This is a genomic window from Nonomuraea sp. B1E8 (assembly GCF_039871515.1).
In the GTDB taxonomy this organism is placed as follows: domain Bacteria; phylum Actinomycetota; class Actinomycetes; order Streptosporangiales; family Streptosporangiaceae; genus Nonomuraea.
On the sequence record NZ_JBDPLS010000002.1, the window covers coordinates 468,337 to 493,250 of the forward strand.

Genomic DNA, 24,914 nt, shown 5'->3' on the forward strand with positions numbered 1-24,914 from the left:
ACCGACAATCGGCTCACGGAGGTTTCCGCCCTCGTCAGGCGTGCCGGCGCGGCTGGCGGAGCACCTGGAGCGAGCGTGCCGTGACCGCCACCAGGTCGCCGGCCCGCCACTCGTCGGCGAACGGTTCCTCCACCGTGTCGTGGTTGGTGTCGAGCACCGGCAGCCATCCGCCGCCGAACTCCTCGCCGGGCAGCGTGAACGACATGTTCTCGTGGTGCGCGTTGATCAGCAGCAGGAACGAGTCGTCCACGATCCGCTCGCCGCGCGGCCCTGGCTCGGTGATCGCCTCGCCGTTGAGATAGACCATCAGCGACTTGGCGTAGCTGATGTGCCAGTCGCCCGCCGTCATCTCGCGGCCGCCGGGGGTGAGCCAGACCAGGTCGCGCTTGCCGTTGTCGGGGTGGCGGCCGTGGAAGAACCTGCGGCGCTGGAAGACCGGGTGCTCGCGGCGCAGCTTGGACAGAGCCCTGACGAAGTCGAGCAACTCGTGCTCGGTCTGCAGCAGCGACCAGTCGACCCAGGCCAGCTCGTTGTCCTGGCAGTAGGCGTTGTTGTTGCCGCGCTGGGTGCGGCCGATCTCGTCGCCGTGGGACAACATCGGCACGCCCTGCGACAGGAACAGGGTGGCCAGGAAGTTGCGCCGCTGGCGGCGGCGGAGCGTGACGATCTCCGGATCCTCGACCGGCCCCTCCGCCCCGCAGTTCCACGAGCGGTTGTCGTTGGTGCCGTCGCGGTTGTCCTCGCCGTTGTCGGCGTTGTGCTTGTGGTCGTACGAGACCAGGTCGGTGAGAGTGAAGCCGTCGTGGCAGGTGACGAAGTTGATCGAGGCGACCGGGCGGCGGCCGGAGGACTCGTAGAGGTCGGCGGAGCCGGTCAGCCGGGAGGCGAACTCCGGCAGCGCGGAATGGGTGCCCCTCCAGAAATCCCGCACGGTGTCGCGGTATTTCCCGTTCCACTCCGTCCACAGCGGCGGGAAGTTCCCGACCTGGTAGCCCCCCGGCCCCACGTCCCACGGCTCGGCGATCAGCTTGACCTGCGAGATCACCGGATCCTGCTGGATCAGGTCGAAGAACGCGCTCAGCCGGTCGACGTCGTGCAGCTCCCTGGCCAGCGCGGAGGCCAGGTCGAAGCGGAACCCGTCGACGTGCATCTCCAGCACCCAGTAGCGCAGAGAGTCCATGATCAGCTGCAGGGCGTGCGGCGAGCGCACGTTGAGGGAGTTTCCGCAGCCGGTGTAGTCGAGGTAGTAGCGCCGGTCACCGTCGTGCAGCCGGTAGTAGGCGGCGTTGTCGATGCCCCTGAACCCCAGGGTGGGGCCCATGTGGTCGCCCTCGGCGGTGTGGTTGTAGACCACGTCGAGAATGACCTCGATGCCCGCCTCGTGCAGCGCCCGCACCATCGCCTTGAACTCCAGCACCTGCTCCCCCCGCGTGCCGCCGCCGGAGTAGCGGCCGTGCGGCGCGAGGTAGGCCATGGTGTTGTAGCCCCAGTAGTTCGTCAGCCCGCGGGCCACCAGGAAGTGCTCGGGGATGTAGTGGTGCACGGGCATCAGCTCGACCGCCGTCACCCCGATGGACAGCAGGTGCTCGATGATCGCCGGATGCCCCACGGCCGCGTACGTGCCCCGCAGGTCCGGCGGCACGCCGGGGTGCCGCATGGTGAGCCCCCGCACGTGGGCTTCGTAGATCACGGTCTCGTGGTACGGCGTGCGCGGCGGCCGGTCGTTGCCCCACTCGAAGAACGGGTTGATCACGACGTTCTTGGGGAGGTAGGGGCCGCTGTCCTCGGTGTTGCGCCGGGAGGGATCGGTGAAGTAGTAGGGGAACAGCGCCTGGTTCCAGGTCAGCTCGCCGTCGATGGCCTTGGCGTAGGGGTCGAGCAGCAGCTTGGCGGGGTTGCACCGGTGGCCCTGCGACGGTTCGTACGGCCCGTGCACGCGGTAGCCGTAACGCTGCCCCGGCTGGACGCCCGGCAGGTAGCCATGCCAGACGAACCCGTCGACCTCGGGCAGGTCGACCCGCTCCTCGGTGCCGTCGTCGTGAAAAAGGCATAGCTCGACCCTGTCGGCGACCTCTGAGAACACCGAAAAGCTGGTGCCAACGCCGTCCCAGGTGGCGCCGAGTGGATAGGGCTCGCCCGGCCAGACCTCGCGCATGTGAACTGATTGTCGCACGTTGAAGCGGCCTTGGTCTTGCACTGAGCAGATCGCCCTTCGTACCGGGCCGGCCGGGCACGCGTCCGCGCCGCCGGCCGACCCGAGGCGGAGGCTAGAGCAGTTCGGCGTTGAGCGAGATCGTGGTGCCCGCCAGGGCCTTGCTGACCGGGCAGCCGGCCTTGGCCGTCTCGGCGGCCTGCTGGAACTGCTCGGCCGTGATGCCGGGGACGTGCCCCTTCACCGTGAGCACGATGCCCGTGATGCCCTCGCCGGGCTGGAACGTCACGTCGGCGCTGGTCTGCAGCGAGGCGGGGGGCGTGCCGGCGCCGGCCAGCCCGTGGGAGAGCGCCATCGAGAAGCACGACGAGTGGGCGGCCGCGATGAGCTCCTCGGGAGACGTCTTGCCGCCCGCCGCCTCGGCCCTGGACGGCCAGGAGATCTCGAAGGTGCCGGCGCCCGATGAGTCGAGCGAGACGCTGCCCGAGCCGTCGAGCAGAGCGCCCTTCCACTGGGTGGTGGCGGTGCGCGTGGTGGCCATGGTGGTGCTCCCTCCGTCGTGGATCTCCGAAGCTATCGCGCGCCGGATCGAGCCCCGAGGAGGCGCGCACCGGCACGGGGGACATTCGCTCGTCATCCAGCTCTACATTTCCTCCGAATAGTGACATGCTCGGGTCGCGGCGCACGTGCCGCCTTGGTCCGGATTCAAACGGGAGTGTGGTGCCAGTGGAGGCACCGTACGACGACCGCGTGCTGCACCAGCGGGTGGTCGGCGGCGACGAGTCCGCTCTGGGGGAGATCTACGACCGGCTCTCCTCGCTGATCTTCGGTCTCTCCCTCCGGGTCACCAGGGATCGGATGATCGCCGAGGACATCACGCAGGAGGTGTTCCTGGTCTTCTGGGAACGTCCACTGGCCTACGATCCGGAGCGCGGGCCCCTGCGCGCCTGGCTGGCCACGATCGCGCACCGGCGCGCGGTCGATCACGTGCGCGCGGAGGAACGGCGCCGGGTGTCGGCGCTGGGGCCGCGGTTGTTCGAACGCGAGCCCGCCAGGCCGGAGGACACCGTGCTCGCCGCCGACGAGGCCGAGCGGGTGCGGCAGGCCGTGACGTCGTTACCCGGGAGCCTGCGGGAGGCGCTCGAGCTCGCCTATTTCGGCGGCAGGACCTACCGGCAGGTCGGCGAGGAACTCGGCATGCCCGAGGGCACGGCGAAATCGCGCATCCGGCTGGCGTTACGGCGCCTGGCGGACGCGCTCGCGGAGGAAGAGGTGTGATGGACCCCGTCGAGCGTCTTTACCTGGACGCGCTGATGGCGGACCCGGCGGTGCCGGCCCACTCGTTGCGTCCCCAGCTCCTGGCCGGCGCGAGGGCCCGGCGCGGACCCGCGGCGCCCACCGCCGTCTGGGCGGAGCCGTACGCGGGCCGGGTCGCCGCCATGGACGCCCTGCTGGCCGAGGCGGCCGGCGACGACTGGTCGCGCGTGATCGTCGAAGGCTGGACCCTGCAGGAGCTCGTCGCCCACCTGGCCGCCAAGGACGGCCTGCTGGCCGCCTCCGTCGGAGCTCCCGTGCTCGGACCGCCCATCGGCACGACCGACTCGCTGGCCCGTACGCGGGATCTGCAGGCCTATGAGCGGTCACGCAGCCCCGAGCAAACGCGCAGGGACTGGCGCGCCCAGGCGGACGCGCTCTGCCGCCACCTGGCGGGCCTGGATCCCGCCACGGCGGCCACCCTCGACGGCCTGGAAATAGCACTGGGCGACCACATCCTCGGCCGGAGCCTGGAGACCTGGATCCACACCGCCGACGCCGCGGCGACGGCCAGGGTCCGCCTGCCCGACCCGATCGCGGAGCACATCCACCCGACCGCCGACCTGTGCGCCCGCCTGCTGCCCTGGACGATGCTCCTCTCGGGGATGGACGGCGGCGCGGGACACACCCTGCACCTCACCTTGACGGGCGACGGCGGCGGCGAGTGGCGCATCCCCCTGGGCGCGGAGGAGACGACCCCGGGCACTCCCGACGTCAGCATCACGGCGGACGTGGTGGCGTTCTGCTTCCTGCTCGGCGGCAGGGGAGACCCGGCCGCCTTCCCGGCGGAGCTGGGCGGTGACCTCGCCCTTGCCAGGGACGTGCTGACCGCCGCACCAGCTCTGTCCGGCCCGTAGCCGGGCTCGTCCCGGGCGGACGCGGCCCGGGCCTCAGAAGATCAGCCTCGTGCCATGCCCACTGGCGGGCAAACAACGGCGAAAACCTTGTTGAACGACCCCTCCTCCGGAGTCCTTTGATTTGACGCGTTGTTTGGGTTCATGGGGTTAAACGAGAATCCGTTCCTGGGTAAGTCTGCCTCTGTCCGGACACTCGATCATGATGGGTGCCGGATTTTCTGGGTCGATCTACCCATGGACGGAAAAGAATGCACGAGAATACAGAAAGTCGGCAACCGCGCGCGCCGAGAAAAAGGCGCATCATGTCGGTGGCTCTGGCCGGCGCGGCCGCCGGCGTCATGCTCCTTCCCGTGAGCCAGGGGATCGCCGGCGCGAGCGCAGGCGTTGCCGTCGTCCCGGCCGCGTTCGGGGTCGCCGCCGGAGAGAAGCCGGTGCTCGGCTGCAAGCGTCACTGCAACCGCTGGCCCAAAGGCCCCTGGTGGGGCGGTCGCCATCACCACGACCACGACGATCACTTCCACCACCGCAAGTTCCGTCACAAGCGCCACCATGACGACCGGCCGGTCCGGCCGCGCATCGTCGTGGTGACGCCCACGCCCACGGCCACGCCGGCCCCGACGCCTACGAAGACGCACTGGCCGCACCACGACGACAACGAGGGCGGGTTCGACTTCTTCGACTGGTGGCCGGTCGACCAGTAGCGCCCGCGGTGGGCGGTGTCGTCACCGCCTCCGAAGGAAAGGACGAATGCCGTGGCCGGATGGCCAGCCGCGGCATTCGTCTATTTATCCGAGGAAAGTGCTGGATAATACGGGCGCGGAGTGAAATATGGCCAAAGGTTGTTGCGAATCTGGTCGGACTCCATCATCCTGATTAATCCTTGGCGGGCGGCTCCGATCCAGACCTGCTGGCCGACCGGGCCCGCCGCGCACGACGAGAGGGGGCCACATGACCGACGACGTGATGGGAGACGTGACGGGCCTGGCCGGGCTGCTGTACGAGTTCGGGCTGCTCAAGCGCTACAAGAGGACCGGGTGGCTGGTCGCGGGCGTACGCGACCCCGAGAGCATCGCCGAGCACTCGTTCCGCGCCGCCGTCATCGCGGGCATGATCGCCAAACTGGAGGGCGCGAATCCGGAGCGGGCCGCGTTCATGAGCCTGTTCCATGACACGCAGGAGACCCGCATCACCGACATCCCCTACATCGGCAAGCGCTACCTCAAGGCGGCCTCCAACGAGGACGTCACCGCCGACCAGGTGCGGGGCGTGTCCGCGGAGGTGGCGGACATGGTGGGCGACGCGGTCGCCGAGTACGAGGAGAAGGCGAGCCTCGAGGCCGTGTGCGCACGCGACGCCGACAAACTGGAGTGCCTCATCCAGGCGGTCGAGTATCGGGAGCAGGGGCACCAGAACGTGCAGGGCTGGATCGACAGCTCGCTCGCGGCGATCAAGACCACGACGGGGAAACGCCTGGCGGAGGAGGCTTTGAGCACGGGGACCCTGGAATGGGTGACCCGCGTGCTCAACGGCGACTGACCGCGCTCACCCCGCCGCCGGCGGCCCGGTGACGAGGTTTCTGGCGTATTCGTCGTCGCTCTCGGCCAGCACCCGCTCCGCCCCCTGCGCCGCCCGCTCGTCGCCGCGGGTCGCGAGCCCGCGCGTGGCCTCGGCCACCGCACGCAGGTTCGTGTCGGTGAGCCGGGCCGCCAGCGCCTCCCGGATGACGGGCGTGTCGGCCGACAGGCCCGCGAGCCCGGCCGTGGCCCAGTCGCGGATGTCCGGGTCGTCGTCCTGGGTCATCTCGATGAGCAGGGCGAGACCCTCCTGGTGGTCCGGCGGCAGCACGTCGGCCAGCGCGATCGCGTCGGTCATCGTCCGCGTGCGCCCGGGACGCCCGAGGATGTCCAGCACGTACGGCAGCGCCCTCGGATCGCCCTGATGGCCGAGCGCGGCCAGGACCGAGCGCAGCACCTGCGGGTTGCCCTCCGTGGTGACCATCTTCGCCAGCAGCGGCAGCGTCCTGTCGGCGTAGGGCTTCTCGTCCTCGGTGACGCCGAACTGGGCGATGGCGTCCACGCCGAACTCGCGCTCCCTGGCGTCCTCGCTCACGCAAAGCCGGGACAGCGCCTCGTAGGTCTCCTCGTCTCCGCGCTTGGCCAGCGAGTCGGCGACGATCCACCACGTCTCGGCGTCCTCGTCGAGGTCGCGGTGCGCGACGGCCCGCGCCACGAGCCGGTCGACCGGCTCGTGGACGCCCGTCGCGTCCTCCAGCAGGGTCGCGACGGCCGCGTGGCCGCGCTGCGCCTGCACCTGCTCGGTCTGCGTGCCGTCGGGCGAGCGGCCGGTCACGGTGACCAGCTCGGTGCCGTCCTTGGTGTGCCGGCGGGTCACGGTGTGCTCCCAGCCCTCCTGCTCGATCTGGTCGAGCAGGGCGCTCTCCAGGTGCACTCCCACCCAGTCGGCCGCGATGTCGAGCGGCGTGTCGCCGTCGCCGTCGTACTTCTCGGCGTCGGCGTCCGCCTCCAGCAGCACCCGCACCACACCCAGCGCGCCGCGCCTGGCGGCCAGCGACAGCGGGGTGTCGCCGTCGTCGTTGGTCGCGTCGACCTCGGCGCCCGCCTCGACCAGCACCCTGGCGGTGGCGGCGTGCCCGTTGGCGGCGGCCCACAGCAGCGCCGTCCAGCCGCCGGTCTCCCTGCCGTCGACCTCGGCCCCGGCCGTCAGCAGCGTCGTGGCCACCTCGGTGCGGTCCCAGGCCGCGGCCGCACACAGCGGCAGGCCCTCCTCCTCGCCCTCGCTGGGCGTGTTGGGGTCGGCGCCGCCGGCCAGCAGCTTGCCCACGGTCTCGGAATCGCCGTTCAACGCCGCGCGGTAGAGCTGTTCCTCATGCATGACAGGGACCCTAGCCTGGTCCGGCCGCGCCCCGGACCATGCCAGGGCCCCGTGTCATGGCGTGGTACGCGTCCCGGCCTCCGGAGGTTCGAACTCCAGGGCGACGTGCATGGTCAGAGGCGAGACAGTTTCCTCCCGGAGAGCGCGATGCCGGACAAGACGCGATATGTTGCGAGTATGACTGATCCGGGTGAGGTCCGTGCGTCGGACGCCGAGCGTGAGGCCGTCGTCGAACAACTCCGTGTCGCCTCGGTGGAGGGCAGGCTCACGCTCGCCGAGCTGACCGACCGCACGGAGGCCGCGTACACCGCGACCACGCAAGCCGAGTTGGCCCTGCTCACCCAGGACCTCCCCACCGGCGGCGCGCCCGCCCCCGCGCCGCCCGCCGCCTCAGGACGCAAGCGGCGCTGGTTCGTGGGCATCATGGGCGACTCCAAGCGGCGCGGCACCTGGCGGATCGACCAGGAGCTCGGCGCGGTCGCCGTGATGGGGGACGTCGTGCTCGACCTGCGCGAGGCGGAGGTGCGGACCAACTCGGTCGACATCATGGCCGTCTCCGTGATGGGCGACGTGAAGATCATCGTGCCCGACGGGGTGAACGTGGACCTCGACGGCGTGGCCATCATGGGCGACAAGAAGGTGGACGTCCTGGAGGGCGCCCAGGGAGCGAACGTGCCCGTCGTGCGCGTGCAGGCGTACGCCGTGATGGGCGACGTCAAGGTGGTCGGCGACTCGCGCGCGAAGCCGATCAAGCGCAAACTGTCGGCCTGGCGGGAGCACTGGCGGATGTTGCACGGAGAGGACTGGCGCGAGCTGGGCAGGCAGCTCCGCCACGACACCCGCGAGCTGAACCGGCTGGTGCGTGACGAGACCCGCGAGCTGAACCGGCAGGTGCGCGACATGAACCGCGACCTCAACCGCGGTTACTGAACCCACCCACGGGACCGCGACCCCGGGGGCCGTCGACCCCGCCGCCCCACCACCGCCTCAGCCGGGCCGCGACGGGGCGGTGAGATCTCAGCCGGCGACGGGCACCGGCCGCCGCTGGGCCGCTTCGTACCGTTCCAGCAGCACGCCGACCAGTTCGGGAGCGGGCCCGAGCACGTCGGCCACGACCTCGGCGCCGGCCTCCAGCGTGGCCTGCCGTACCTTGTCGGCGAAGTAGCCGGGAGCCAGCAGATAGGGGGCGACGGCCACCCGCGGCGCGCCGGAGCGCAGCAGCGCGGAGACCGCCTCGGCAGGAGACGGATCGGCCGCGGAGGCGTAGGCGGCCGACACCGACCACCAGCCGGAGCGCCGCCACCCCCGGGCCATCCCGGAGACCACCGCGTTGGCCCTGGCGTCGCTGGAACCGGCCGACACCAGTACCACCGCCGTGTCCGGGTCGCCCGCGGGCACGCCCGCCCCGGCCAGCCGCCGCTCCAGCGCGGCCGGCAGCAGCGGGTGCGGCCCGAGCGTGGTGCCGTAGTGCACGCGCAGGCGCGGATGGCGCGCCCTGACCTCGTTGAGCGCCGCGGGCAGATCGACCCGGCTGTGGTACGCCTCGGTGAGCAGCAGAGGCAGCACCACGGCCTCGTCGAGCCCGGCCAGCGCCTGCCCGAGCGTGGGGGCGCAGTGGTCGAGATAGGCCACGCGTACGGGCACGTCGGGGCGCTCCATGCGCACCCGGTCGAGCAGCGCGGCCACGGTGGCGGCGGCGCGCGGGTCGCGTGACCCGTGCGCCACCGCCACCAGTGGCACGCGGCCGGGGGCCGCCCCGCCTGCCAACGGGACGGAGCCCCTGTCGGGGATCACAGGTGAATGCCGCATTCGACCTTCCCCAGGCCCGCCCAGCGACCGCTGCGCGGATCCTCACCATCCGCGACCTGCCGCGTGCAGGGGGCGCAGCCGATCGAGGGGTAGTTGTCGTAGTGCAACGGGTTGATCAGCACCCCGTTGTCGGCGATGTAGTTGTCGACGTCGTCCTGCGTCCAGGCGGCGATCGGATTGACCTTGACCATCTGCCGCTTGGCGTCCCACTCGACGACCCTGGTGTTCGTCCGGCTCGGCGACTCGTCGCGGCGGATGCCGGAGATCCACGCGAGGTACGGCTCCAGCGCCCGGTTGAGCGGCTCCACCTTGCGCAGGTAGCAGCAGAGGTCGGGGTTGCGGCCGAACAGGCGCGGGCCGAGCTCGCGATCCTGCTCGTCGACCGTCCGCGACGGCTTGATGTCGATCACATTGACGTCATAGACCTGCCGCACGGCGTCCCGCGTGCCGATCGTCTCGGCGAAGTGGTAGCCGGTGTCGATGAACAACACGTCGACGCCGGGTTTGACCCGGCTCACCAGATCGATGAGCAGCGCGTCGCTCATGGAGGAGGTCAGGCACAGACGCTCGCCGAAGGTCGCCGCCGCCCAGCGGATGATCTCGCGCGCGGGGGCGCCCTCCAGAGCGGTCGCGGCGGACTCGACGATGTCCGTCAGGTCGAGCACGCCGCGTTGATCTCTTAGGACGACCTCGAGGTCGACCAGCGTCATATCCTCACTCCGATCCCGAGAAACCTCAGCTTGAAAGCACGAGCGCAGGCACGGCAGTACCAGCTGCCGCCCGTGCCGTGCCCGGCGTCGTCGAGTTCGCCCTCGTAGGGTTCGAGGTCCTCGTCGCCGCAGTACGGGCAGTGGAAGGGAACCGCTCGTGTGGTCATTTCAGGTCGGCCTCGTCCGCTCGCTGCACCCAGTCGGCGAACGACTCGCCTTCCTTCTTCTGGTCGTCGTAGTGGGACACGACCCGCGCGACGTAGTCGGGCAGCGCCTTGGCGGTGGTCTTCAGCCCTCTGACCTTGCGGCCGAAGCCCGAGTTGACGCCCAGCGAGCCGCCCAGGTGGATCTGGAAGCCCTCGACCTGCTCGCCGTTCTCGTCGACCACGAGCTGGCCCTTCAGACCGATGTCGGCGGTCTGGGTGCGGGCGCAGGCGTTGGGGCAGCCGTTGACGTTGATGGTCAGCGGCTCGTCGAACGACGGCAGCCGGCGCTCCAGCTCGTCGATCAGGCCGGCGGCCGCCGACTTGGTCTCGACGATGGCCAGTTTGCAGAACTCGATGCCGGTGCAGGCCATCGTCTGGCGGCGGAACGTGGACGGCCTGACCCGCAGGTCGGCGGACTCCAGCTCGGCCACGAGGGAGTCGACCTGGTCAGGAGCGACGTCGAGGATGACCATCTTCTGCTCGATCGTCGTGCGGACCCGGCCTGAGCCGTGCCGCTCGGCGATGTCGGCGATCTGATGGAGCTTGTCGCCGTCGACCCGGCCCACCTTGGGGGCGAAGCCGACGTAGAAGGCGCCGTCCTTCTGCGGGAAGACGCCGACGTGGTCGCGCCGGCTGCCGCGGGGCGGCTCGGGGGCGGGCCCGTCGGGCAGCGGCTCCTTGAGGTATTCCTGCTCCAGCACCTCACGGAACTTCTCCACGCCCCAGTCGTTGACCAGGAACTTGAGCCTCGCCCTGTGCCGCAGCCGCCGGTAGCCGTAGTCGCGGAATATCCCGGTGACGCCCTCGTGCACGTCGCCCACCTGGTCGGGCCGGACGAACACGCCCAGCCGCTTGGCCAGCATCGGGTTGGTCGACAGGCCGCCGCCGACCCACAGGTCGTAGCCGGCCTCGCCGCGCTCGTTGACCACCCCGACGAACGCCACGTCGTTGATCTCGTGGACCGTGCAGTGGGCGGGGCAGCCGCTCAGCGCCGTCTTGAACTTGCGCGGCAGGTTGGAGTAGGCCGGGTTGCCGATGACGCGCTCCTTCAGCTCACGGATCTGCTCCGTGGCGTCCAGCACCTCGTCGGTGTCGATGCCGGCCAGCGGGCACCCGAGGATCACGCGCGGGGTGTCGCCGCAGGCCTCCGTGGTGGACAGGCCGACCGCCTCCAGGCGCTCCCAGATGTCCGGCACCGACTCGATCTCGATCCAGTGGAGCTGGATGTTCTGGCGGTCGGTCAGGTCGGCGGTGCCGCGGGCATATTCGTTGGCGATGTCGGCGATCGTGCGCAGCTGGGCCAGGTCGAGCTGCCCGCCGTCGATGCGCACGCGCAGCATGAAGTAGCGGTCGTCGAGCTCCTCGGGCTCGAGGATCGCCGTCTTGCCGCCGTCGATGCCGGGCCTGCGCTGGGTGTAGAGGCCGTACCAGCGCATGCGGCCGCGCAGGTCGGCCGGGTCGATGGAGTCGAAGCCCCGTTTGGAGTAGATGTCGATGATGCGCTGGCGGACGTTGAGGCCGTCGTCGTTCTTCTTGTTCTCTTCGTTCTTGTTGAGCGGCTCGCGGTAACCGAGAGCCCACTGGCCTTCGCCGCGCGGGCGCCGGTGATGGCGACTGGCGGGAGTGCGGCTGGCAGGAGTGCTCATTGCGCGTCCTTCGGATCATGGGCGCGCGCTATGGTCCTCCCGCCTCGTCATCGAGGGCAGGGGTGCAGGAGGGGATGCGACGCGCGCTCAGCGGCAAAAGAAAGATGGCGGTCAGCGGGCGTCGCAACAGATGGCACTGCGGACACGCAGCAGGTCGACGTGGCGTCGACCGACGAGCATGGGGTCCGCTGGCATACAACGAAGATACCCCGGCCGTTCGGGATGTCCAAGAAGGGGTCCAGAGTGTGGGATCGTTCAGCCCTGGCGCGGCCAGTCCAGCTCCGACTCCTTGGCCTGCTCCGCGGTCTGGTGCTGGCAGTCGCACCACGAGCCGCCGCGGCAGTCGTCGTGGCGCTTGTCCTTGCAGCTCTCGCAGATCACACCTGCATTATTCTCCTAGAAGGTTGTTCCGGTCAGGCTGGCGCGCGTGAACCTACCCAGCGCATCCATGTGCCGGACACCGCGCTGGAGATGGCGGGGCGCCCGGCGAGGGAATGGATGGAGATCGCGCAGGCGTTCGCGGGGCCTCCAGGAAGGGGCCGCGCGCCCGTCTCGGGGTGATCTCAGGGTCGATGCCGGATGACGCGAACGGCAGGGCCGGTGACATGCTGTGAGTATGCGCACAATCTTGAACGTCATCTGGCTCGTGTTCGCCGGAATCTGGCTGGCCATGGGCTACGCACTGGCGGGGATCATCTGCTGCATCCTGATCATCACGATTCCGTTCGGCATCGCCTCGTTCAGGATCGCCGCGTACGCGCTGTGGCCGTTCGGCAGGACCGTCGTGCGCGACCCCGACGCCGGGGTGTTCTCGTTGCTCGGCAACATCATCTGGTGCGTCGTCGCCGGGATCTGGCTGGCCATCGGCCACGTCATCACCTCGATCCCGCTGTTCATCTCCATCATCGGCATCCCGATGGGCGTGGCGAACATCAAGCTGATCCCCGTCTCCCTCCTCCCGCTGGGCGCGCGCATCGTCGACAACGACTAGCCACGGGCGGGGTGCGCGGCGTCTAATGGGGGTAACCGCCACCACGGTTTCGACCAGGCGCTCTGGTAGGGCGGCGGGCCGATGGGCAGCGACCATTGGCTAGGCTGTGCCGAAGAGTAACTGCGAATACCGTTGGGTGCCATGACGTCCACCGAAGCGCCTTCCCGGCCGAAAAGGGGGCTCGCCTCCAACGCCCGGGCCAGGCTGAGCTGGGTGCTCGACACCAAGTCGTGGGCGATCGTCCGTGCGTCGACCAACGCCGGGGTCAACTACCGGGTGACCGGCCTCGCGGGTGAGGCGGCGTTCTTCGCGCTGCTGTCGCTGCCGCCGTTCGTGCTGGGCCTGATCGGCGTCATCGGCAAGCTCGGCACCTGGCTGGGAGCAGGAGTGGTCGGTCAGGTCAGGGCCTGGGTGATCGCGCAGGCGAGCCTGCTGTTCACCGACGACGCCGTCACCAAGGTCGTCAACCCGCTCATCACCGACGTGCTCAGCGACGACGCCGGCAAGGTGTCGATCATCTCGCTGGGTTTCCTGCTGTCCTTGTGGTCCGGCTCCAGGGCCCTCTACGTCTACGTCGACCTCATCTCCGTCGCCTACGGGCTGGGCGAGGAGCGCGGCATCATCCGCACGAGGCTGATGTCGTTCGGCCTCTACGTCATCGGCCTGGTCATCGGCATCATCGTCATGCCGATCCTGGTCGTCGGCCCCACGCTGCTGAGAGACACGCTGCCCGGCGAATACGGCATCCTCATCGACGTGCTCTACTGGCCGGTCGTGATCGTCGGCTCGGTGTTGTTCCTGACCGTGCTCTACCACGTGAGCGTCCCGGTGCGCACGAAGTGGTACCGCGAGCTGCCCGGCGCCATCCTGGCGTTGTTCCTGTGGATCGTCTGCGCGGCGGTGCTGAGGGCCGTGCTGGCCGCGTGGTTCTCGCCCGTCTCCGTCTACGGTTCCCTGGCCGCGCCCATCGCCCTGCTGCTGTGGTTGTACATCACCGCGCTGGCCGTGCTCATCGGCGCCATCCTGAACGCCGAGGTCGACCGGCTCTGGCCCGGCGTGGGCCGTACGAACAACGCGTGATCCGCCGTCTCCGGCCATCCGTGACCGGGATCAGAAACGTGCAGATCACGCAGAAGTGAGAGCCCGCCGCATCCGCTATCGTCTAGGACGAGACGCGACTGGCGCATTGGGTGGGAACGACCACCGGGGAGCGAAAGGAGCGGAGGCCGTGCGCCTGGGTCTTCGCGGATTGTCACGATGACAGGAGAATCATGAGTTCTCTCTCTAGCGTCGACCCGCAGCTCGCCGAGCTCATCCGGGCGGAGGAGCGGCGGCAGGCCGACACCGTCAAGCTCATCGCGTCCGAAAACTACGTGTCCAAGGCCGTGCTCGAGGCCACCGGCACCGTCCTGACGAACAAGTACAGCGAAGGCTACGCGGGCAAGCGTTACTACGAGGGCCAGCAGGTCATCGACCAGATCGAGACCCTCGCCATCGAGCGCGCCAAGGCGGTCTTCGGCGTCGGCCACGCCAACGTCCAGCCCTACTCCGGCTCGCCCGCCAACCTCGCCGTCTACATGGCGTTCCTGCAGCCCGGCGACACCGTGATGGGCATGGGCCTGCCGTTCGGCGGCCACCTCACCCACGGCTGGTCCGTCTCGGCCACCGGCAAGTGGTTCAACCCGGTCCGCTACGGCGTGCGCAAGGACACCGGCCGCATCGACCTCGACGAGGTGCGGCAGCTCGCCCTGGAGCACCGTCCGAAGCTCATCTTCTGCGGCGGCACCGCGATCCCGCGCACGATCGACTTCGAGGGTTTCGCCTCGATCGCCCGTGAGGTCGGCGCCGTGCTGGCCGCCGACATCGCCCACATCGCGGGCCTGGTCGCGGGCGGCGCGCACCCGTCGCCGGCGGGCCACGCCGACGTGATCTCCACGACCACGCACAAGACGCTGCGCGGCCCGCGCGGCGCCATGCTCATGGCCGACTCCGAAGAGCACGCCAAGGCGCTCAACAAGGCCGTCTTCCCCGGCCTGCAGGGCGGCCCGCACAACCACACCACGGCCGCCATCGCCGTCGCGCTGCACGAGGCCGCCCAGCCGGCCTTCCGCGACTACGCCCACCAGGTCGTCGCCAACGCCAAGACCCTGGCCGACGAGCTCGCCTCGCGCGGGTTCGACCTCGTCTCCGGCGGCACCGACAACCACCTGATCCTGCTCGACCTCACGCCCAAGGGCATCGGCGGCAAGCCGGCCGCGCAGGCGCTCGACCGCGCGGGCCTGGAGACCAACTACAACACGGTGCCGTTCGACACGCGCAAGCCGTTCGACCCGTCGGGCATCCGCATCGGTACGCCGTCGGTCACCTCGCGCGGCATGGGGGAGGCGGAGATGCGCCAGATCGGCGCCTGGATGGACGAGGTCGTCACCGCCCTGGCCAAGGGCGACGCCGACGACGTCATCACGCGCGTCCACCACGAGGTGAGCGAGCTCACCGCGCAGTTCCCCGCGCCCGGTCTCTAGAAGCGAGCTCCGCGCGCGGTTCCTGGAGTCGCGGCGGAGCCAGGCGCGCGCGTGCCCGTCCCCGGTTCGCGAAGACCTTTCCGGTACGGCGGTGCCGGCGGCACGCCTGCCGCCGCACCTCGCTGAGGGCCTCCAGGGTGACGCCCGCTGACCCGCACGTGGCGGGCCGCCGTGACGGCGCTCCCTGGGCCATGGCCGTGGTCACAGCTCGGCCAGGACACCCTCCCTGACGGTGGCGACCGGGATCACGTGGCGGTCCGGGTGCGCGGTGCCGCCGCGCGCGTCCACGTAGGCGCGGCCCGGGGGAGCGGTGCCGGCCAGGCGGAAGATCGTGGCGTGGCGGATGGTGCCGTCGTCGCCGAGCCAGGGCTGGTCCATGCGCAGGATCCGGCGTGGCGTGGCCGTGACCGCCTCGATCGCCCGCTCCAGCCCCATGCCGCAGTGCAGCAGCTTGGTGAGCGTGGTGGCCAGGTCGTGCACCGGGCCGGCGATGTTGCGTACGTGGAGGTCGGTGCTGATCGTGTGCGGCGGGAAGCCGGCCGCCAGCGCGCGGGTGGCCACGCCGAAGCTGAAGCTGGCCGCGCCGTGCCCCACGTCCAGCAGCACGCCGCGATCGAGGGCGCGGGCCAGGGCCGGGGCCGGGGCGCCGCCGGCGAGCCACGGGGCGCCGGTCTTGCCGTGGTAGCAGTGGGTGACGACGTCTCCGGCGTCCAGGAGGTCGAGCACGTCGCCGATCGGCGGCGGGGCCTCGCCCACGTGCACCAGCAGCGGCAGGCCCGCCTCCCTGGCCACCAGGCGGCCGAGCTGGAGCGGCTGCAGGCCCATCGCGCCGACGATCGCGCCGCTGGAGCGCACCTTCACCCCGCACACGACGTCGCGGTGCCGGTCGATGGCCGCGAGCGTGGCGTCCACGTCGATGAACGCCGGGTCGGCGGTCTCGCACAGGTGGACCAGGCCGTGGGAGCCGATGTTGAGCCAGGCGCGCACCTGCGTCCTGGCCGCCGGGATGACGTAGCGGACGAGACCGTCGACGGTGGCCTGTCCCGCGCTGCCCGCGTCGGCGAGCACGTGCACGCCCGCGTCCAGGCCGGCCCGGTCGGGCGGCACGCTGATCTGCGTCACCGCGTCGTAGACGTGGGCGTGCAGGTCCACCCAGCCGGGGCCGATGCACAGCTCGCCTCCGAGGTCCGGAGCGGCGGCCGCCCCGCCGCCCGCTTCCCGAGGCGCGGACGCCTCCTCTCCCCGCTCCGGGAAGGTCAGGCGGGCACGGCCGTTCACCAGCGTCAGGCGGCCGGTCGCGCCGGCGGAGGCCGGTGCTCCGAGCACGCGCAGGGGCGTGTCGAGGGTTGCGGGGATCATGCCAGGGTCCTGGTGACGGCGGCGTTGTGGAACGTGCGGCGGATGCGGGCGATCCCGTCCGACGCCCGGCTCGGGTGCACGCGGTTGGTCAGCAGCACGGCGTAGAAGTCCAGCTCGGGATCCACCCACAGGCTCGTCCCGGTGAACCCGTCGTGCCCGTACGCCGACGCGGTGAGCAGGTCGCCGCCGCTGCTCAGATGGGGTTCGTGGCCCTGCCAGGCCAGCGCCCGGCCGCCGGTCCTGGCGCCGGTCATGACGGCCAGCGTGCGCGGCGCGATGACGCCGTCGCCGCCCCTGCACAGCGCCTGGCCCAGCCTGGCCAGGTCGTCCAGGGCGCCGAACATGCCCGCGTGCCCGGCGACGCCGCCGAGCACCTCGGCGTTCTCGTCGTGCACGGTGCCCTGCACGACGCGGCCCCGCCACGGGCAGTCCTCGGTGGCCGCCGCCCGGGCCCGGTCGTGCTCGGGAAGCAGGAAACGGGTGTCGTCCATGCCCAGGGGAGTGGTGACGCGCTCGCGTACGAGCTGGTCGAGCGGGACCCCGGCGGCGCTCTCCGCGACCAGGCCGAGGATCATGAACCCCTGGGAGCTGTACTCGACGCCCGTCCGCTCGCGCAGCGGCAGGCCGACGAGCGCGTCGAGCAGGTCCTCCCGGGTGGGGCATCGGCGGTAGAGCGGCTGCTGGCCGGGGATGCGCGAGGTGTGGGTGAGCAGCTCGAAGACGGTGATGCCGGCCTTGTCCGTGCCGGCGTAACCGGGCAGATGGGACTCGACGGTGTCGTCCAGGGTGAGCTCGCCCGACTCCACCAGCGCCATCACCGCGAGCCCGACGATCGGCTTGGTGAGCGAGGCGAGGTCCCACAGCGTGTCGTCGCCCACCGGGGCGCCGTCCCAGCGCAGCGTGCCGAGCGTGTCCCGCCCGACCGGCCCGGCGGACGTGCCGTAGGCCCAGGCCGCGCCCGAGAACTCGCCCTTGTCGCGGGCCCTGGCCAGAATGCGGCCGGCTGTCATACGTTCCTCCCCAGCGCCGCGGAGACCCGGGCGGCGGCGGCCACCACCAGCGGGCCGAGCAGCGGCACGTCGTTCTCGTCCAGATTGAGCGTCAGCCCCGCCACGCTGACCGCGCCCACCGCCGTCCCCGCCGCGTCGTGCACGACCGCTCCGACGCAGCGCACGTTCGGCTCGTTCTCCTCGTCGTCGACCGCGTACCCGCGCTGCCGCACCGCCTCCAGCTCGGCCACGAGCAGATCGGGGTCCGTGATGGTGGCGGGCGTGTTGCTGATCAGCGGCGCGGTCACCGCCAGCACCGCGCGTACCTCCTCCTCCGGCAGGTGGGCGAGGATCGCCTTGCCGATCGCGGTGCAGTGCAGCGGGATCTGCGTCCCGACCCGCGAGGCCATCCGGTACGGCTGTTGCGACTCGACCTTGGCGAGGTAGACGGCCGACGAGCCGCTGCGGATCGCGAAGTGCACGGTGTGCGAGGTGTTGCGCTGCAGGTTCTCCAGGATCGGCCGGACGAGGGTCGTCATGTCCCTGTCGGTGAGCGCCGCCCCGGCCAGCGCGAGGATGGCGGGCCCCGACGCGTACGTGCCGTCGCCGTGCGAGACGGCGTACCCCTGGGCGATGAAGATCTGCAGGATGCGGTGCACGGTCGTCTTGTTGATGCCGGTCCGCTGGGCGATGTCCGCCAGGCGGCGGGGTTGATCGTGGCTGGCCAGGGCTCCTAAGACGACGAGCGTCTTCTCCACTGAATTCATGGTGACTGTCCCAAAAGGGTTGACGGACATAACCGAAACGGGTCATATTCAACCACGTGATACGCCATTTCACCATGTGAAACGCAAGAAAGGGAGGCGGGGGCTTATGTTCGACCGTGCGTTGCTGGCCCGCCGGGACCTGTTCAAGATCGGCGGCCTGGCCGCGGCGACGGTTTCCCTCGGGGCCTGCGCCAGCACGAAGCCCTCCGGCGGCGGACAGGGAAGCGCCGGGACCGCCCTGCGGGTCTCGCTCGCCTCCGACGCCACCACCCTCGACCCGCAGAAGCAGGGCGACCTGCCCTCCATGAACGTGCTGATCAACATCTTCGACACGCTCACCGTCCGGGACACCGACGACAAGCTCGTCGGCGGCCTGGCCGAACGCTGGGAGTCCAAGGACGACAAGACCTGGCGCTTCCACCTGCGCAAGAACGTCACCTTCCACAACGGCGAGCCCTGCGACGCCGCCGCCGTGGCGTACAGCATCGAGCGCCTGATCAACCCGGACACCCAGTCGCCCATCGTCGAGCTGCGCCTGGTCACCGGCGCGAAAGTGATCGACCCGCACACGGTCGACCTGGTCACCAAGGAGCCGGACCCGATCCTGCCGGCCAAGCTGTCGTTGTTCGGCGGCGTGATCGTGCCGCCGAAGCACATCAAGGAGAAGGGCGAGAAGGCATTCGCCGAGCACCCGATCGGCACCGGCCCGTTCACGTTCGAGCGGTGGCAGCGCGACAGCCAGATCACGCTCAAGGCCAACCCCGACTACTGGAACGGCAAGCCCGCCGTCGAGCAGCTCGTCTTCAAGATCATGCCGGACCCGTCATCGTCGCTGGCCGCGCTCCAGTCGGGCGAGGTGGACATCGTGACCGGCCTGACCCCCGACGCCGCGCAGCAGCTCGGCGACGCCCCCGGCTTCAAGGTCGTCACCAGGCCGGGCGTGCGCACGTTCTTCGTCTCGCTCGACACCGAAGAGGGCCCGCTGAAGGACAAGCGGGTGCGCCAGGCGCTCAACCACGCGCTCGACGTGGACACCCTCATCACGTCGGTGCTCAACGGCGCCGCGGAACGCACCCCCACGTTCATCCCCAAGCAGGCGTTCGGCTTCGACCCCGCGATCCAGCCGTACCAGCACGACGTCGCCAAGGCCAAGAGCCTGCTCGCCGCGGCCGGGCACCCGGACGGGTTCGCGCTCAAGCTTTCGTCCTCCACGGCCGACAAGGACATCGCCCAGGCCATCTCCGGGCAGCTGGCCAAGGTCGGCGTCAAGGCCGAGGTGTCGCTGCTCGACCCGGCCACGTTCAAGGGCCGCCTGGTGTCGGACAATCGCAAGGCGCTCGGCGAGATGTACTTCGTCGGCAACTCCGGCTGGACCATGGACGCCTCCAGCAACCTGCAGTCGTTCGTCCGGCACGACCGGCGCCAGAGCCGCTGGAACAACCCGAAGGCCGACGCGCTCATCGACAAGGAAGAGCAGTCGGTCGACCCGGAGGTGCGCCAGGAGGCGTTCACCGAACTGCAGAAGATGCTGATCGAGGAGTCGCCGTTCCTCTACCTCTATCAGGCGAGCATCCTGTACGCGGTCAGCGACAAGGTGCAGTGGGAGAGCAACGCCAACGGCACCCTCGCGATGGCGAACGCCAAGCTCGCCACCTCATGACCGGATTCGTCCTGCGGCGGATCGGCCACACCCTGCTCGTGCTGTTCTGTGTGGCCACCGTCTCGTTCTTCATCGTCCGGCTGGCCGGCGACCCCGTGCAGCAGATGCTGCCCCCGGAGGCCACCGCCGAGCAGGAGGCCACGCTGCGGGCGAGCCTCGGCTTCGACCGGCCGCTGCCCGAGCAGTACGTCTCCTACATGACGGGCCTGCTCAGCCTCGACTTCGGCCAGTCGGTGTTCTTCCACCGCCCCGCGTTCGAGGTCATCGTGGAACGGCTGCCGCTCACGGTCGACCTGGCCGTGGCCGCCCTGGCGTTCACCCTGGTCGTGTCGATCCCGGCCGGGATCGTCGCGGCCGTCAAGCGGGGCAGCGCGACCGACACCTCCGTCATGGCGTCGGTGCTGGTCGGCCAGTCCACTCCCGCGTTCTGGGTGGGCATCCTGCTCATCCTCGTCTTCGCGGTCAACCTCCAGTGGCTGCCCGCCTCCGGCACCGGCTCGCCCGCCCACCTCGTGCTGCCCGCCATCACGCTCGGGCTCTACTCGGCCGCGATGATCGCCAGGCTGCTGCGCTCCTCGCTGATCGACGTGCTCGGCGAGGACTACATCCGCACCGCCAGGGCCAAGGGCCTGTCCGGGTTCATGGCCGTCACCTCGCACGGCCTGCGCAACGCGTCGCTGCCGGTCGTCACCGTCGTCGGCCTGGAGGTCGGCAGCCTGCTCGGCGGCGCGATCCTCACCGAGCAGGTGTTCTCCTGGCCGGGCATCGGGCGGCTGACCGTGGAGGCGATCACGTACCGCGACTATCCGCTCATGCAGGCCACGGTGCTGTTCCTGGCGGCCGTGTTCGTCGTCGTGAACCTCATCGTGGACCTGTCGTACGCCCTGCTGGATCCCCGGGTGAGGGTGAGCTGATGCCGACCGCAGTCCTGCGCGCGCTGCGCCGCAACCACGCCGCCAAGGTCGCCGTGGGCGTCATCGTCCTCGTCGTGTTCGTCGGCCTGTTCGCGCCGCTGATCTCCCCGCACGACCCGAACCTGCAGAACCTCGAGCTGAAGCTGCGACCGCCGTTCTGGATGAGCGGCAGCGAGCCCGGCTACCTGCTGGGGACCGACAAGCTGGGCCGCGACGTGCTCAGCCGCATCATGTACGGCACCCGCGTCTCCCTCCTCGTCGGCCTGGCGGCCACCGTGCTGTCCGGCCTGGTCGGCGCCGTGATCGGGGTCATCAGCGGCTATTACAGGGGCTGGCGCGAGCAGGTGTTCATGCGCCTGGCCGACGTGCAGCTCGCGTTCCCGTCGATCCTGCTGGCGCTGGCCATCATCGCGGTGCTCGGCCCGAGCCTGTTCTTCATGATCCTCGTGCTCGGCCTGACCGGGTGGGTGTCGTACGCCCGCGTGGTCCGCGCCGAAGTGCTCTCCCTGCGCGAACGCGAGTTCGTCACCGCCGCCAGGGCCATCGGCGACACCGGGCCGCAGATCATGGTCCGCCACCTCGTCCCCAACATCGTCGCCCCCCTGGCCACCATCGGCACCCTCCAGGTGGCGGCGATGATCGTCGCGGAGGCGTCGCTCAGTTACCTGGGGCTCGGCGTGCCGCCCAGCGTGCCCACGTGGGGCAGCCTGCTCGCCGACGGCCAGCTCTATCTGCGCAGCGCCTGGTGGATCGCGGTCTTCAGCGGTGCTGCCATCATGATGACAACACTCGCGATCAACGTCACCGGCGACCTCCTCCGCGACGTCGCCGACCCGAAGGCCTACACCCGATGAACCTCGCCACGCACTACAGGTGCGACGACTGCCACGCCACCTTCCCGCTGAAGAACCCCGCCCTGCTCTGCGAGGCGTGCGGCGGCCTGCTCGAGATCGAGTACGATCTCGGCCCCGCCAAGCCGCAGGACATCCTGGACAGCGCGGCGAGCCGCCGCCACCTGGGGTTGTGGCGCTGGTCGGATCTGCTCCCGCTGCCCGAGCACGCCGAACCCCTCCACCTCGGCGAGGGCGACACCCCGCTGATGCGCACCAGGAGGCTGGGCCGCCACATCGGCCTGCCCGGCCTGCTGGTCAAGAACGACACGCTCATGCCCACCGGCAGCTTCAAGGACCGCGGGTTCTCCGTCGCGGTCGGCTTCGCCAGGGCGCTGGGCGTGACGCAGGCGTTCACCTACAGCTCGGGCAACGCCGGCGCCTCGTTCGCCGCCTACGCGGCCAGGGCCGGCATCGAGGCCACGGTCCTGGTCGAGGACGTCGCCAACGAGTCCAAGATCGCGGCCATCAGCCTCAGCGGGGCCCGCGTGCTCCGCCTGCGCTACCGCTCCAGCCTGGAGATCTTCGCCGGGGTGAGCGCCCTGTCGGAGGCCGGGTTCTACTGCTTCGTCAACTTCATCAACCCCGTGCGCCACGAGGGCATGAAGACGTACGCGTACGAGATCTGCGAGGCGCTCGGCTGGCGCGCGCCCGACGTGATGGTGCACCCGGTCGGCACCGGCGGCGGGCTCTACGGCGCCTGGAAGGGCTTCCGGGAGCTGAAGCGGCTCGGGCTCATCGACCGGCTGCCGAAGATGGTGGGCGTGCAGCCGGCCGCCTCCGCGCCGCTCGTCCGCGCCTTCGCCGAGGGCAAGACGGTGGCCGGCCGCCACGGCGACGCGAACAAGACCGTCGCCCAGAGCATCGCCGGCGACGCCCCCATCCAGGGCGGCTCGCGGGTGCTGCGCGCCGTCTACGACTCCGGCGGCCGGGTCGTCGCCGTCGACGACAACGACCTGTTCGAGGCGATGCGGCTGCTCGGCGAGGAGGGCATCTCGGCCGAGCCGTCCGCCGCGGCCTCCACCGCCGCGCTGCTGCGCGCCCGCGCCCAGGGCTGGGTGTCCGAGAGCGACACGGTGGTCAGCGTGGTCACCGGGGGCGCGCTCAAGCAGCCGAGCGCCCTCGCCCAGGCCGCGCGCCCGCCCCAGGGGACGGTGCAGGCCGACCCCGCCGAGCTGCTGCGGATCTTCCGGGGAGGCACCGAGTGAGCCTGCTGGAGATCAACGACCTGCACGTGGAGTTCCGCCTGGACGCGGGCACGGTCGAACCGGTCAACGGGGTGTCGCTGTCGGTTGAGGCCGGCCAGACGCTGGCCGTGGTCGGAGAGTCGGGCAGCGGCAAGACCGCGACCGCCCTGTCGATCCTGCGCCTGCACCCCACGCCTCCCTGCCACTACACCGGCGGCGAGATCCTCGCGGGCGGCCGTGACCTGCTCAAGCTGCCCGAGCGGGAGATGCGCAGGATCCGCGGCAACGAGATCGCCATGGTCTTCCAGGACCCCATGACCAGCCTCAACCTGCTCAAGACCGTGGGCGCGCAGATCGCCGAGTCGCTCCGCCTGCACCAGGGCCTGTCCCGGTCCGAGGCCCGCGCCCAGGCCGTGGCGGCGCTGCGCGAGGTCGGCATCCCCCACCCCGAGCAGCGGGCCGGGGAATATCCGCACCAGTTCTCCGGCGGCATGCGCCAGCGCGTCATGATCGCGATCGCGCTCGCCTGCCGGCCCAGGATCCTCATCGCCGACGAGCCGACGACCGCGCTCGACGTGACGGTCCAGGCCCAGATCATGGAGCTGCTCGCGGCGCTGCAGGAACGGTTCGGCATGGCCATCGTGCTCATCACGCACGACCTCGGCGTGGTGGCCCGCTCCGCGGACCAGGTCCTGGTCATGTACGGCGGCCGCCCGGTCGAGCTGGCCGCCGTGGACGACGTCTTCGACGCGCCGCGCATGCCGTACACGAAGGCGTTGCTGCGCTCCATGCCCCGCTCGGACGTGCCGGGCGGCGCGCCGCTCGACCCGATTCCCGGCAGCCCGCCCAACCTGTTCGCGCCGCCCGGCGGATGCGCCTTCCACCCCCGCTGCGCGCTGGCCGTGCCCGAGTGCGCCACCCAGGTGCCGCCGCTGCTGGAGCGCGCGCCGGGGCACAGCGCCGCCTGCCTGCTCGAAGGGAGCCCGTAGATGGCCGAGCCGCTGTTGTCGCTGCGCGACGTGCGCAAGGAGTTCAGCTCGAAGGTGGTCGCCGTGGACGACGTCTCCTTCGACGTGCACCCGGGCGAGACGCTCGGCCTGGTGGGCGAGTCCGGCTGCGGCAAGACCACGCTGACCCGGCTCATCCTGCGGCTGGTCGAGGCCAGCGGCGGCGAGATCTGGTTCGACGGCAGGGAACTCCTCGGCCTGCGCCAGAAGGAGCTGCTGGCGGTCCGCGAGGACATGCAGGTCGTGCTGCAGGACCCGTACGCCAGCCTCAACCCCCGCATGCGCGTCGGCGAGATCGTCGCCGAGCCGCTGGTCACCCACGGCCGGGTGCGCCGCCGCTCGGCCGCCGCCCGGGAGCGCGTCGCCGAGTTGCTCGACGCCGTCGGGCTGGAGGCGGGCAGCCAGGACCGTTTCCCGCACGAGTTCTCCGGCGGCCAGCGGCAGCGGATCGGCATCGCCCGCGCCCTGGCGCTGGAGCCGAAGCTGGTCATCTGCGACGAGCCGGTCAGCGCGCTCGACGTCTCCATCCAGGCCCAGATCGTCAACCTGATGAAGCGGCTGCAGGCCGAGCGCGGTTTGACGTACCTGTTCGTCTCCCACGACCTGTCGATCATGCGGCAGATCGCCACCCGCGTCGCCGTCATGAACCTCGGCAGGATCGTCGAGCTGGCCGGCACGGAGACGTTGTTCACGGCGCCGCGCCACCCGTACACGCACAGCCTGCTGTCGGCCGCGCCCGTGGCCGACCCGAAGGTGGAGCGGACACGGCGGCGCATCGTGCTCAAGGGCGACCCGCCGTCGCCCGCCGATCCGCCGTCCGGGTGCAGCTTCCACACCCGCTGCCCGGCCGCCCGCGCGGAGTGCTCGGCCACCCGCCCGCCGTTGGCGCCCCAGGAGAGCCCCGGTCACACCGCGGCCTGCCTGTTCCCGGTGTCGGACGTGGCCGCCCTGACGTGACGCGGCGCCCCGCCGCACGGGCTCGGGGCGCGGCGGGGCGCCGGGGGGCGGGGCGGGCCGGAGTGCCCCGCCCGCCGCGGCGATG

24 protein-coding genes and 1 riboswitch are annotated in these 24,914 nt (G+C 70.7%); of the genes, 14 read left to right on the forward strand and 10 right to left on the reverse strand.

Annotated features, from left to right (window positions below; all coding sequences use genetic code 11):
• Positions 1 to 34: 34 nt before the first annotated feature.
• Positions 35 to 2,155: a glycogen debranching protein GlgX gene (glgX, locus tag ABGA98_RS11160; RefSeq protein ID WP_347618132.1), complete on the reverse strand. Its 2,121-nt coding sequence runs from the start codon at positions 2,153 to 2,155 to the stop codon at positions 35 to 37.
• A gap of 112 nt (positions 2,156 to 2,267) precedes the next feature.
• Positions 2,268 to 2,693, reverse strand: a complete 426-nt coding sequence (locus ABGA98_RS11165) for an OsmC family peroxiredoxin (protein ID WP_347618133.1) — start codon at positions 2,691 to 2,693, stop codon at positions 2,268 to 2,270.
• Positions 2,694 to 2,878: 185 nt separating this feature from the next.
• Between ABGA98_RS11165 and ABGA98_RS11170 the strand changes: the two genes are divergently transcribed.
• The 4 genes from ABGA98_RS11170 to ABGA98_RS11185 all read left to right on the forward strand — a co-directional run bounded on the left by ABGA98_RS11170 (position 2,879) and on the right by ABGA98_RS11185 (position 5,859).
• Positions 2,879 to 3,430 carry a sigma-70 family RNA polymerase sigma factor gene (locus tag ABGA98_RS11170; RefSeq protein WP_347618134.1) on the forward strand — a complete coding sequence of 184 codons (552 nt, stop codon included), beginning with the start codon at positions 2,879 to 2,881 and terminating at the stop codon, positions 3,428 to 3,430.
• Positions 3,430 to 4,323 (forward strand): maleylpyruvate isomerase family mycothiol-dependent enzyme, encoded by an 894-nt coding sequence (locus ABGA98_RS11175; protein ID WP_347618135.1) that lies wholly within the window; start codon positions 3,430 to 3,432, stop codon positions 4,321 to 4,323. The genes ABGA98_RS11170 and ABGA98_RS11175 overlap by 1 nt, the downstream gene beginning before the upstream one ends.
• 302 nt (positions 4,324 to 4,625) lie before the next feature.
• Positions 4,626 to 5,024 (forward strand): hypothetical protein, encoded by a 399-nt coding sequence (locus ABGA98_RS11180; protein ID WP_347618136.1) that lies wholly within the window; start codon positions 4,626 to 4,628, stop codon positions 5,022 to 5,024.
• 247 nt (positions 5,025 to 5,271) lie between these two features.
• The gene (locus ABGA98_RS11185) at positions 5,272 to 5,859 is read left to right on the forward strand and encodes an HD domain-containing protein (RefSeq protein ID WP_347618137.1); all 588 of its coding nucleotides are present in this window, start codon (positions 5,272 to 5,274) and stop codon (positions 5,857 to 5,859) included.
• Positions 5,860 to 5,865: 6 nt separating this feature from the next.
• Here ABGA98_RS11185 and ABGA98_RS11190 read toward each other — a convergent pair whose 3' ends face one another.
• On the reverse strand, positions 5,866 to 7,215 hold the full coding sequence (locus ABGA98_RS11190; protein ID WP_347618138.1) for an ankyrin repeat domain-containing protein: 1,350 nt from the start codon (positions 7,213 to 7,215) through the stop codon (positions 5,866 to 5,868).
• Between the two features lie 177 nt (positions 7,216 to 7,392).
• Between ABGA98_RS11190 and ABGA98_RS11195 the strand changes: the two genes are divergently transcribed.
• Positions 7,393 to 8,145, forward strand: coding sequence for a DUF1707 domain-containing protein (locus tag ABGA98_RS11195; protein WP_347618139.1), 753 nt, complete (start codon positions 7,393 to 7,395; stop codon positions 8,143 to 8,145).
• 87 nt (positions 8,146 to 8,232) lie between these two features.
• Here ABGA98_RS11195 and ABGA98_RS11200 read toward each other — a convergent pair whose 3' ends face one another.
• The 4 genes from ABGA98_RS11200 to ABGA98_RS11215 form a co-directional block, all read right to left on the reverse strand.
• The gene (locus tag ABGA98_RS11200) at positions 8,233 to 9,024 is read right to left on the reverse strand and encodes a sirohydrochlorin chelatase (protein WP_347618140.1); all 792 of its coding nucleotides are present in this window, start codon (positions 9,022 to 9,024) and stop codon (positions 8,233 to 8,235) included.
• Positions 9,006 to 9,734, reverse strand: coding sequence for a phosphoadenylyl-sulfate reductase (locus ABGA98_RS11205; RefSeq protein ID WP_347618141.1), 729 nt, complete (start codon positions 9,732 to 9,734; stop codon positions 9,006 to 9,008). The genes ABGA98_RS11200 and ABGA98_RS11205 overlap by 19 nt, the downstream gene beginning before the upstream one ends.
• A gap of 163 nt (positions 9,735 to 9,897) precedes the next feature.
• On the reverse strand, positions 9,898 to 11,586 hold the full coding sequence (locus ABGA98_RS11210) for a nitrite/sulfite reductase (RefSeq protein WP_347618142.1): 1,689 nt from the start codon (positions 11,584 to 11,586) through the stop codon (positions 9,898 to 9,900).
• Positions 11,587 to 11,841: 255 nt separating this feature from the next.
• Positions 11,842 to 11,967, reverse strand: coding sequence for a hypothetical protein (locus tag ABGA98_RS11215; RefSeq protein WP_347618143.1), 126 nt, complete (start codon positions 11,965 to 11,967; stop codon positions 11,842 to 11,844).
• Between the two features lie 235 nt (positions 11,968 to 12,202).
• Between ABGA98_RS11215 and ABGA98_RS11220 the strand changes: the two genes are divergently transcribed.
• The 3 genes from ABGA98_RS11220 to glyA all read left to right on the forward strand — a co-directional run bounded on the left by ABGA98_RS11220 (position 12,203) and on the right by glyA (position 15,099).
• The gene (locus tag ABGA98_RS11220) at positions 12,203 to 12,577 is read left to right on the forward strand and encodes a YccF domain-containing protein (protein WP_347618144.1); all 375 of its coding nucleotides are present in this window, start codon (positions 12,203 to 12,205) and stop codon (positions 12,575 to 12,577) included.
• 141 nt (positions 12,578 to 12,718) lie between these two features.
• A complete protein-coding gene (locus ABGA98_RS11225; RefSeq protein ID WP_347618145.1) occupies positions 12,719 to 13,657 on the forward strand; it encodes a YihY/virulence factor BrkB family protein in 939 nt (312 codons plus the stop codon).
• Positions 13,658 to 13,741: 84 nt separating this feature from the next.
• Positions 13,742 to 13,824: riboswitch (ZMP/ZTP riboswitch) on the forward strand.
• A gap of 24 nt (positions 13,825 to 13,848) precedes the next feature.
• On the forward strand, positions 13,849 to 15,099 hold the full coding sequence (gene glyA / locus ABGA98_RS11230; protein ID WP_347618146.1) for a serine hydroxymethyltransferase: 1,251 nt from the start codon (positions 13,849 to 13,851) through the stop codon (positions 15,097 to 15,099).
• A 201-nt stretch (positions 15,100 to 15,300) separates the two neighbouring features.
• Here glyA and ABGA98_RS11235 read toward each other — a convergent pair whose 3' ends face one another.
• Genes ABGA98_RS11235 through ABGA98_RS11245 form a run of 3 tightly spaced genes read right to left on the reverse strand, consistent with a single transcriptional unit; the run spans position 15,301 to position 18,205 of the window.
• Positions 15,301 to 16,458 carry a hypothetical protein gene (locus ABGA98_RS11235; protein WP_347618147.1) on the reverse strand — a complete coding sequence of 386 codons (1,158 nt, stop codon included), beginning with the start codon at positions 16,456 to 16,458 and terminating at the stop codon, positions 15,301 to 15,303.
• The gene (locus ABGA98_RS11240; RefSeq protein WP_347618148.1) at positions 16,455 to 17,468 is read right to left on the reverse strand and encodes a serine hydrolase domain-containing protein; all 1,014 of its coding nucleotides are present in this window, start codon (positions 17,466 to 17,468) and stop codon (positions 16,455 to 16,457) included. The genes ABGA98_RS11235 and ABGA98_RS11240 overlap by 4 nt, the downstream gene beginning before the upstream one ends.
• On the reverse strand, positions 17,465 to 18,205 hold the full coding sequence (locus tag ABGA98_RS11245; RefSeq protein ID WP_347618149.1) for an IclR family transcriptional regulator: 741 nt from the start codon (positions 18,203 to 18,205) through the stop codon (positions 17,465 to 17,467). The genes ABGA98_RS11240 and ABGA98_RS11245 overlap by 4 nt, the downstream gene beginning before the upstream one ends.
• 115 nt (positions 18,206 to 18,320) lie before the next feature.
• On the opposite strand from ABGA98_RS11245, the gene ABGA98_RS11250 reads away from it, so the two are divergent.
• The 6 genes from ABGA98_RS11250 to ABGA98_RS11275 are packed head-to-tail and all read left to right on the forward strand — an operon-like array spanning position 18,321 to position 24,829.
• The gene (locus ABGA98_RS11250) at positions 18,321 to 19,874 is read left to right on the forward strand and encodes an ABC transporter substrate-binding protein (RefSeq protein ID WP_347618150.1); all 1,554 of its coding nucleotides are present in this window, start codon (positions 18,321 to 18,323) and stop codon (positions 19,872 to 19,874) included.
• Positions 19,871 to 20,788: an ABC transporter permease gene (locus tag ABGA98_RS11255; protein WP_347618151.1), complete on the forward strand. Its 918-nt coding sequence runs from the start codon at positions 19,871 to 19,873 to the stop codon at positions 20,786 to 20,788. The genes ABGA98_RS11250 and ABGA98_RS11255 overlap by 4 nt, the downstream gene beginning before the upstream one ends.
• Positions 20,788 to 21,642 (forward strand): ABC transporter permease, encoded by an 855-nt coding sequence (locus tag ABGA98_RS11260; RefSeq protein WP_347618152.1) that lies wholly within the window; start codon positions 20,788 to 20,790, stop codon positions 21,640 to 21,642. Before ABGA98_RS11255 ends, ABGA98_RS11260 begins: the two co-directional genes overlap by 1 nt.
• A complete protein-coding gene (locus ABGA98_RS11265; RefSeq protein ID WP_347618153.1) occupies positions 21,639 to 22,886 on the forward strand; it encodes a threonine synthase in 1,248 nt (415 codons plus the stop codon). The genes ABGA98_RS11260 and ABGA98_RS11265 overlap by 4 nt, the downstream gene beginning before the upstream one ends.
• Positions 22,883 to 23,854, forward strand: coding sequence for an ABC transporter ATP-binding protein (locus tag ABGA98_RS11270; RefSeq protein WP_347618154.1), 972 nt, complete (start codon positions 22,883 to 22,885; stop codon positions 23,852 to 23,854). Before ABGA98_RS11265 ends, ABGA98_RS11270 begins: the two co-directional genes overlap by 4 nt.
• Complete coding sequence (locus ABGA98_RS11275; protein ID WP_347618155.1) at positions 23,855 to 24,829, forward strand: oligopeptide/dipeptide ABC transporter ATP-binding protein; 975 nt, start codon at positions 23,855 to 23,857, stop codon at positions 24,827 to 24,829.
• The last annotated feature ends 85 nt before the right edge of the window (positions 24,830 to 24,914 follow it).

Coding starts and splice junctions, on each gene's coding strand:
- ABGA98_RS11255 (WP_347618151.1), top strand. CDS start 19,871: ATGACCGGATTCGTCCTGCGGCGGATCGGCCACACCCTGCTCGTGCTG.
- ABGA98_RS11240 (WP_347618148.1), bottom strand. CDS start 17,468: ATGACAGCCGGCCGCATTCTGGCCAGGGCCCGCGACAAGGGCGAGTTC.
- glyA (WP_347618146.1), top strand. CDS start 13,849: ATGAGTTCTCTCTCTAGCGTCGACCCGCAGCTCGCCGAGCTCATCCGG.
- ABGA98_RS11235 (WP_347618147.1), bottom strand. CDS start 16,458: ATGATCCCCGCAACCCTCGACACGCCCCTGCGCGTGCTCGGAGCACCG.
- ABGA98_RS11190 (WP_347618138.1), bottom strand. CDS start 7,215: ATGCATGAGGAACAGCTCTACCGCGCGGCGTTGAACGGCGATTCCGAG.
- ABGA98_RS11275 (WP_347618155.1), top strand. CDS start 23,855: ATGGCCGAGCCGCTGTTGTCGCTGCGCGACGTGCGCAAGGAGTTCAGC.
- ABGA98_RS11195 (WP_347618139.1), top strand. CDS start 7,393: ATGACTGATCCGGGTGAGGTCCGTGCGTCGGACGCCGAGCGTGAGGCC.
- ABGA98_RS11250 (WP_347618150.1), top strand. CDS start 18,321: ATGTTCGACCGTGCGTTGCTGGCCCGCCGGGACCTGTTCAAGATCGGC.
- ABGA98_RS11180 (WP_347618136.1), top strand. CDS start 4,626: ATGTCGGTGGCTCTGGCCGGCGCGGCCGCCGGCGTCATGCTCCTTCCC.
- ABGA98_RS11185 (WP_347618137.1), top strand. CDS start 5,272: ATGACCGACGACGTGATGGGAGACGTGACGGGCCTGGCCGGGCTGCTG.
- ABGA98_RS11200 (WP_347618140.1), bottom strand. CDS start 9,024: ATGCGGCATTCACCTGTGATCCCCGACAGGGGCTCCGTCCCGTTGGCA.
- ABGA98_RS11205 (WP_347618141.1), bottom strand. CDS start 9,734: ATGACGCTGGTCGACCTCGAGGTCGTCCTAAGAGATCAACGCGGCGTG.
- ABGA98_RS11175 (WP_347618135.1), top strand. CDS start 3,430: ATGGACCCCGTCGAGCGTCTTTACCTGGACGCGCTGATGGCGGACCCG.
- glgX (WP_347618132.1), bottom strand. CDS start 2,155: ATGCGCGAGGTCTGGCCGGGCGAGCCCTATCCACTCGGCGCCACCTGG.
- ABGA98_RS11265 (WP_347618153.1), top strand. CDS start 21,639: ATGAACCTCGCCACGCACTACAGGTGCGACGACTGCCACGCCACCTTC.
- ABGA98_RS11260 (WP_347618152.1), top strand. CDS start 20,788: ATGCCGACCGCAGTCCTGCGCGCGCTGCGCCGCAACCACGCCGCCAAG.
- ABGA98_RS11210 (WP_347618142.1), bottom strand. CDS start 11,586: ATGAGCACTCCTGCCAGCCGCACTCCCGCCAGTCGCCATCACCGGCGC.
- ABGA98_RS11165 (WP_347618133.1), bottom strand. CDS start 2,693: ATGGCCACCACGCGCACCGCCACCACCCAGTGGAAGGGCGCTCTGCTC.
- ABGA98_RS11220 (WP_347618144.1), top strand. CDS start 12,203: ATGCGCACAATCTTGAACGTCATCTGGCTCGTGTTCGCCGGAATCTGG.
- ABGA98_RS11225 (WP_347618145.1), top strand. CDS start 12,719: ATGACGTCCACCGAAGCGCCTTCCCGGCCGAAAAGGGGGCTCGCCTCC.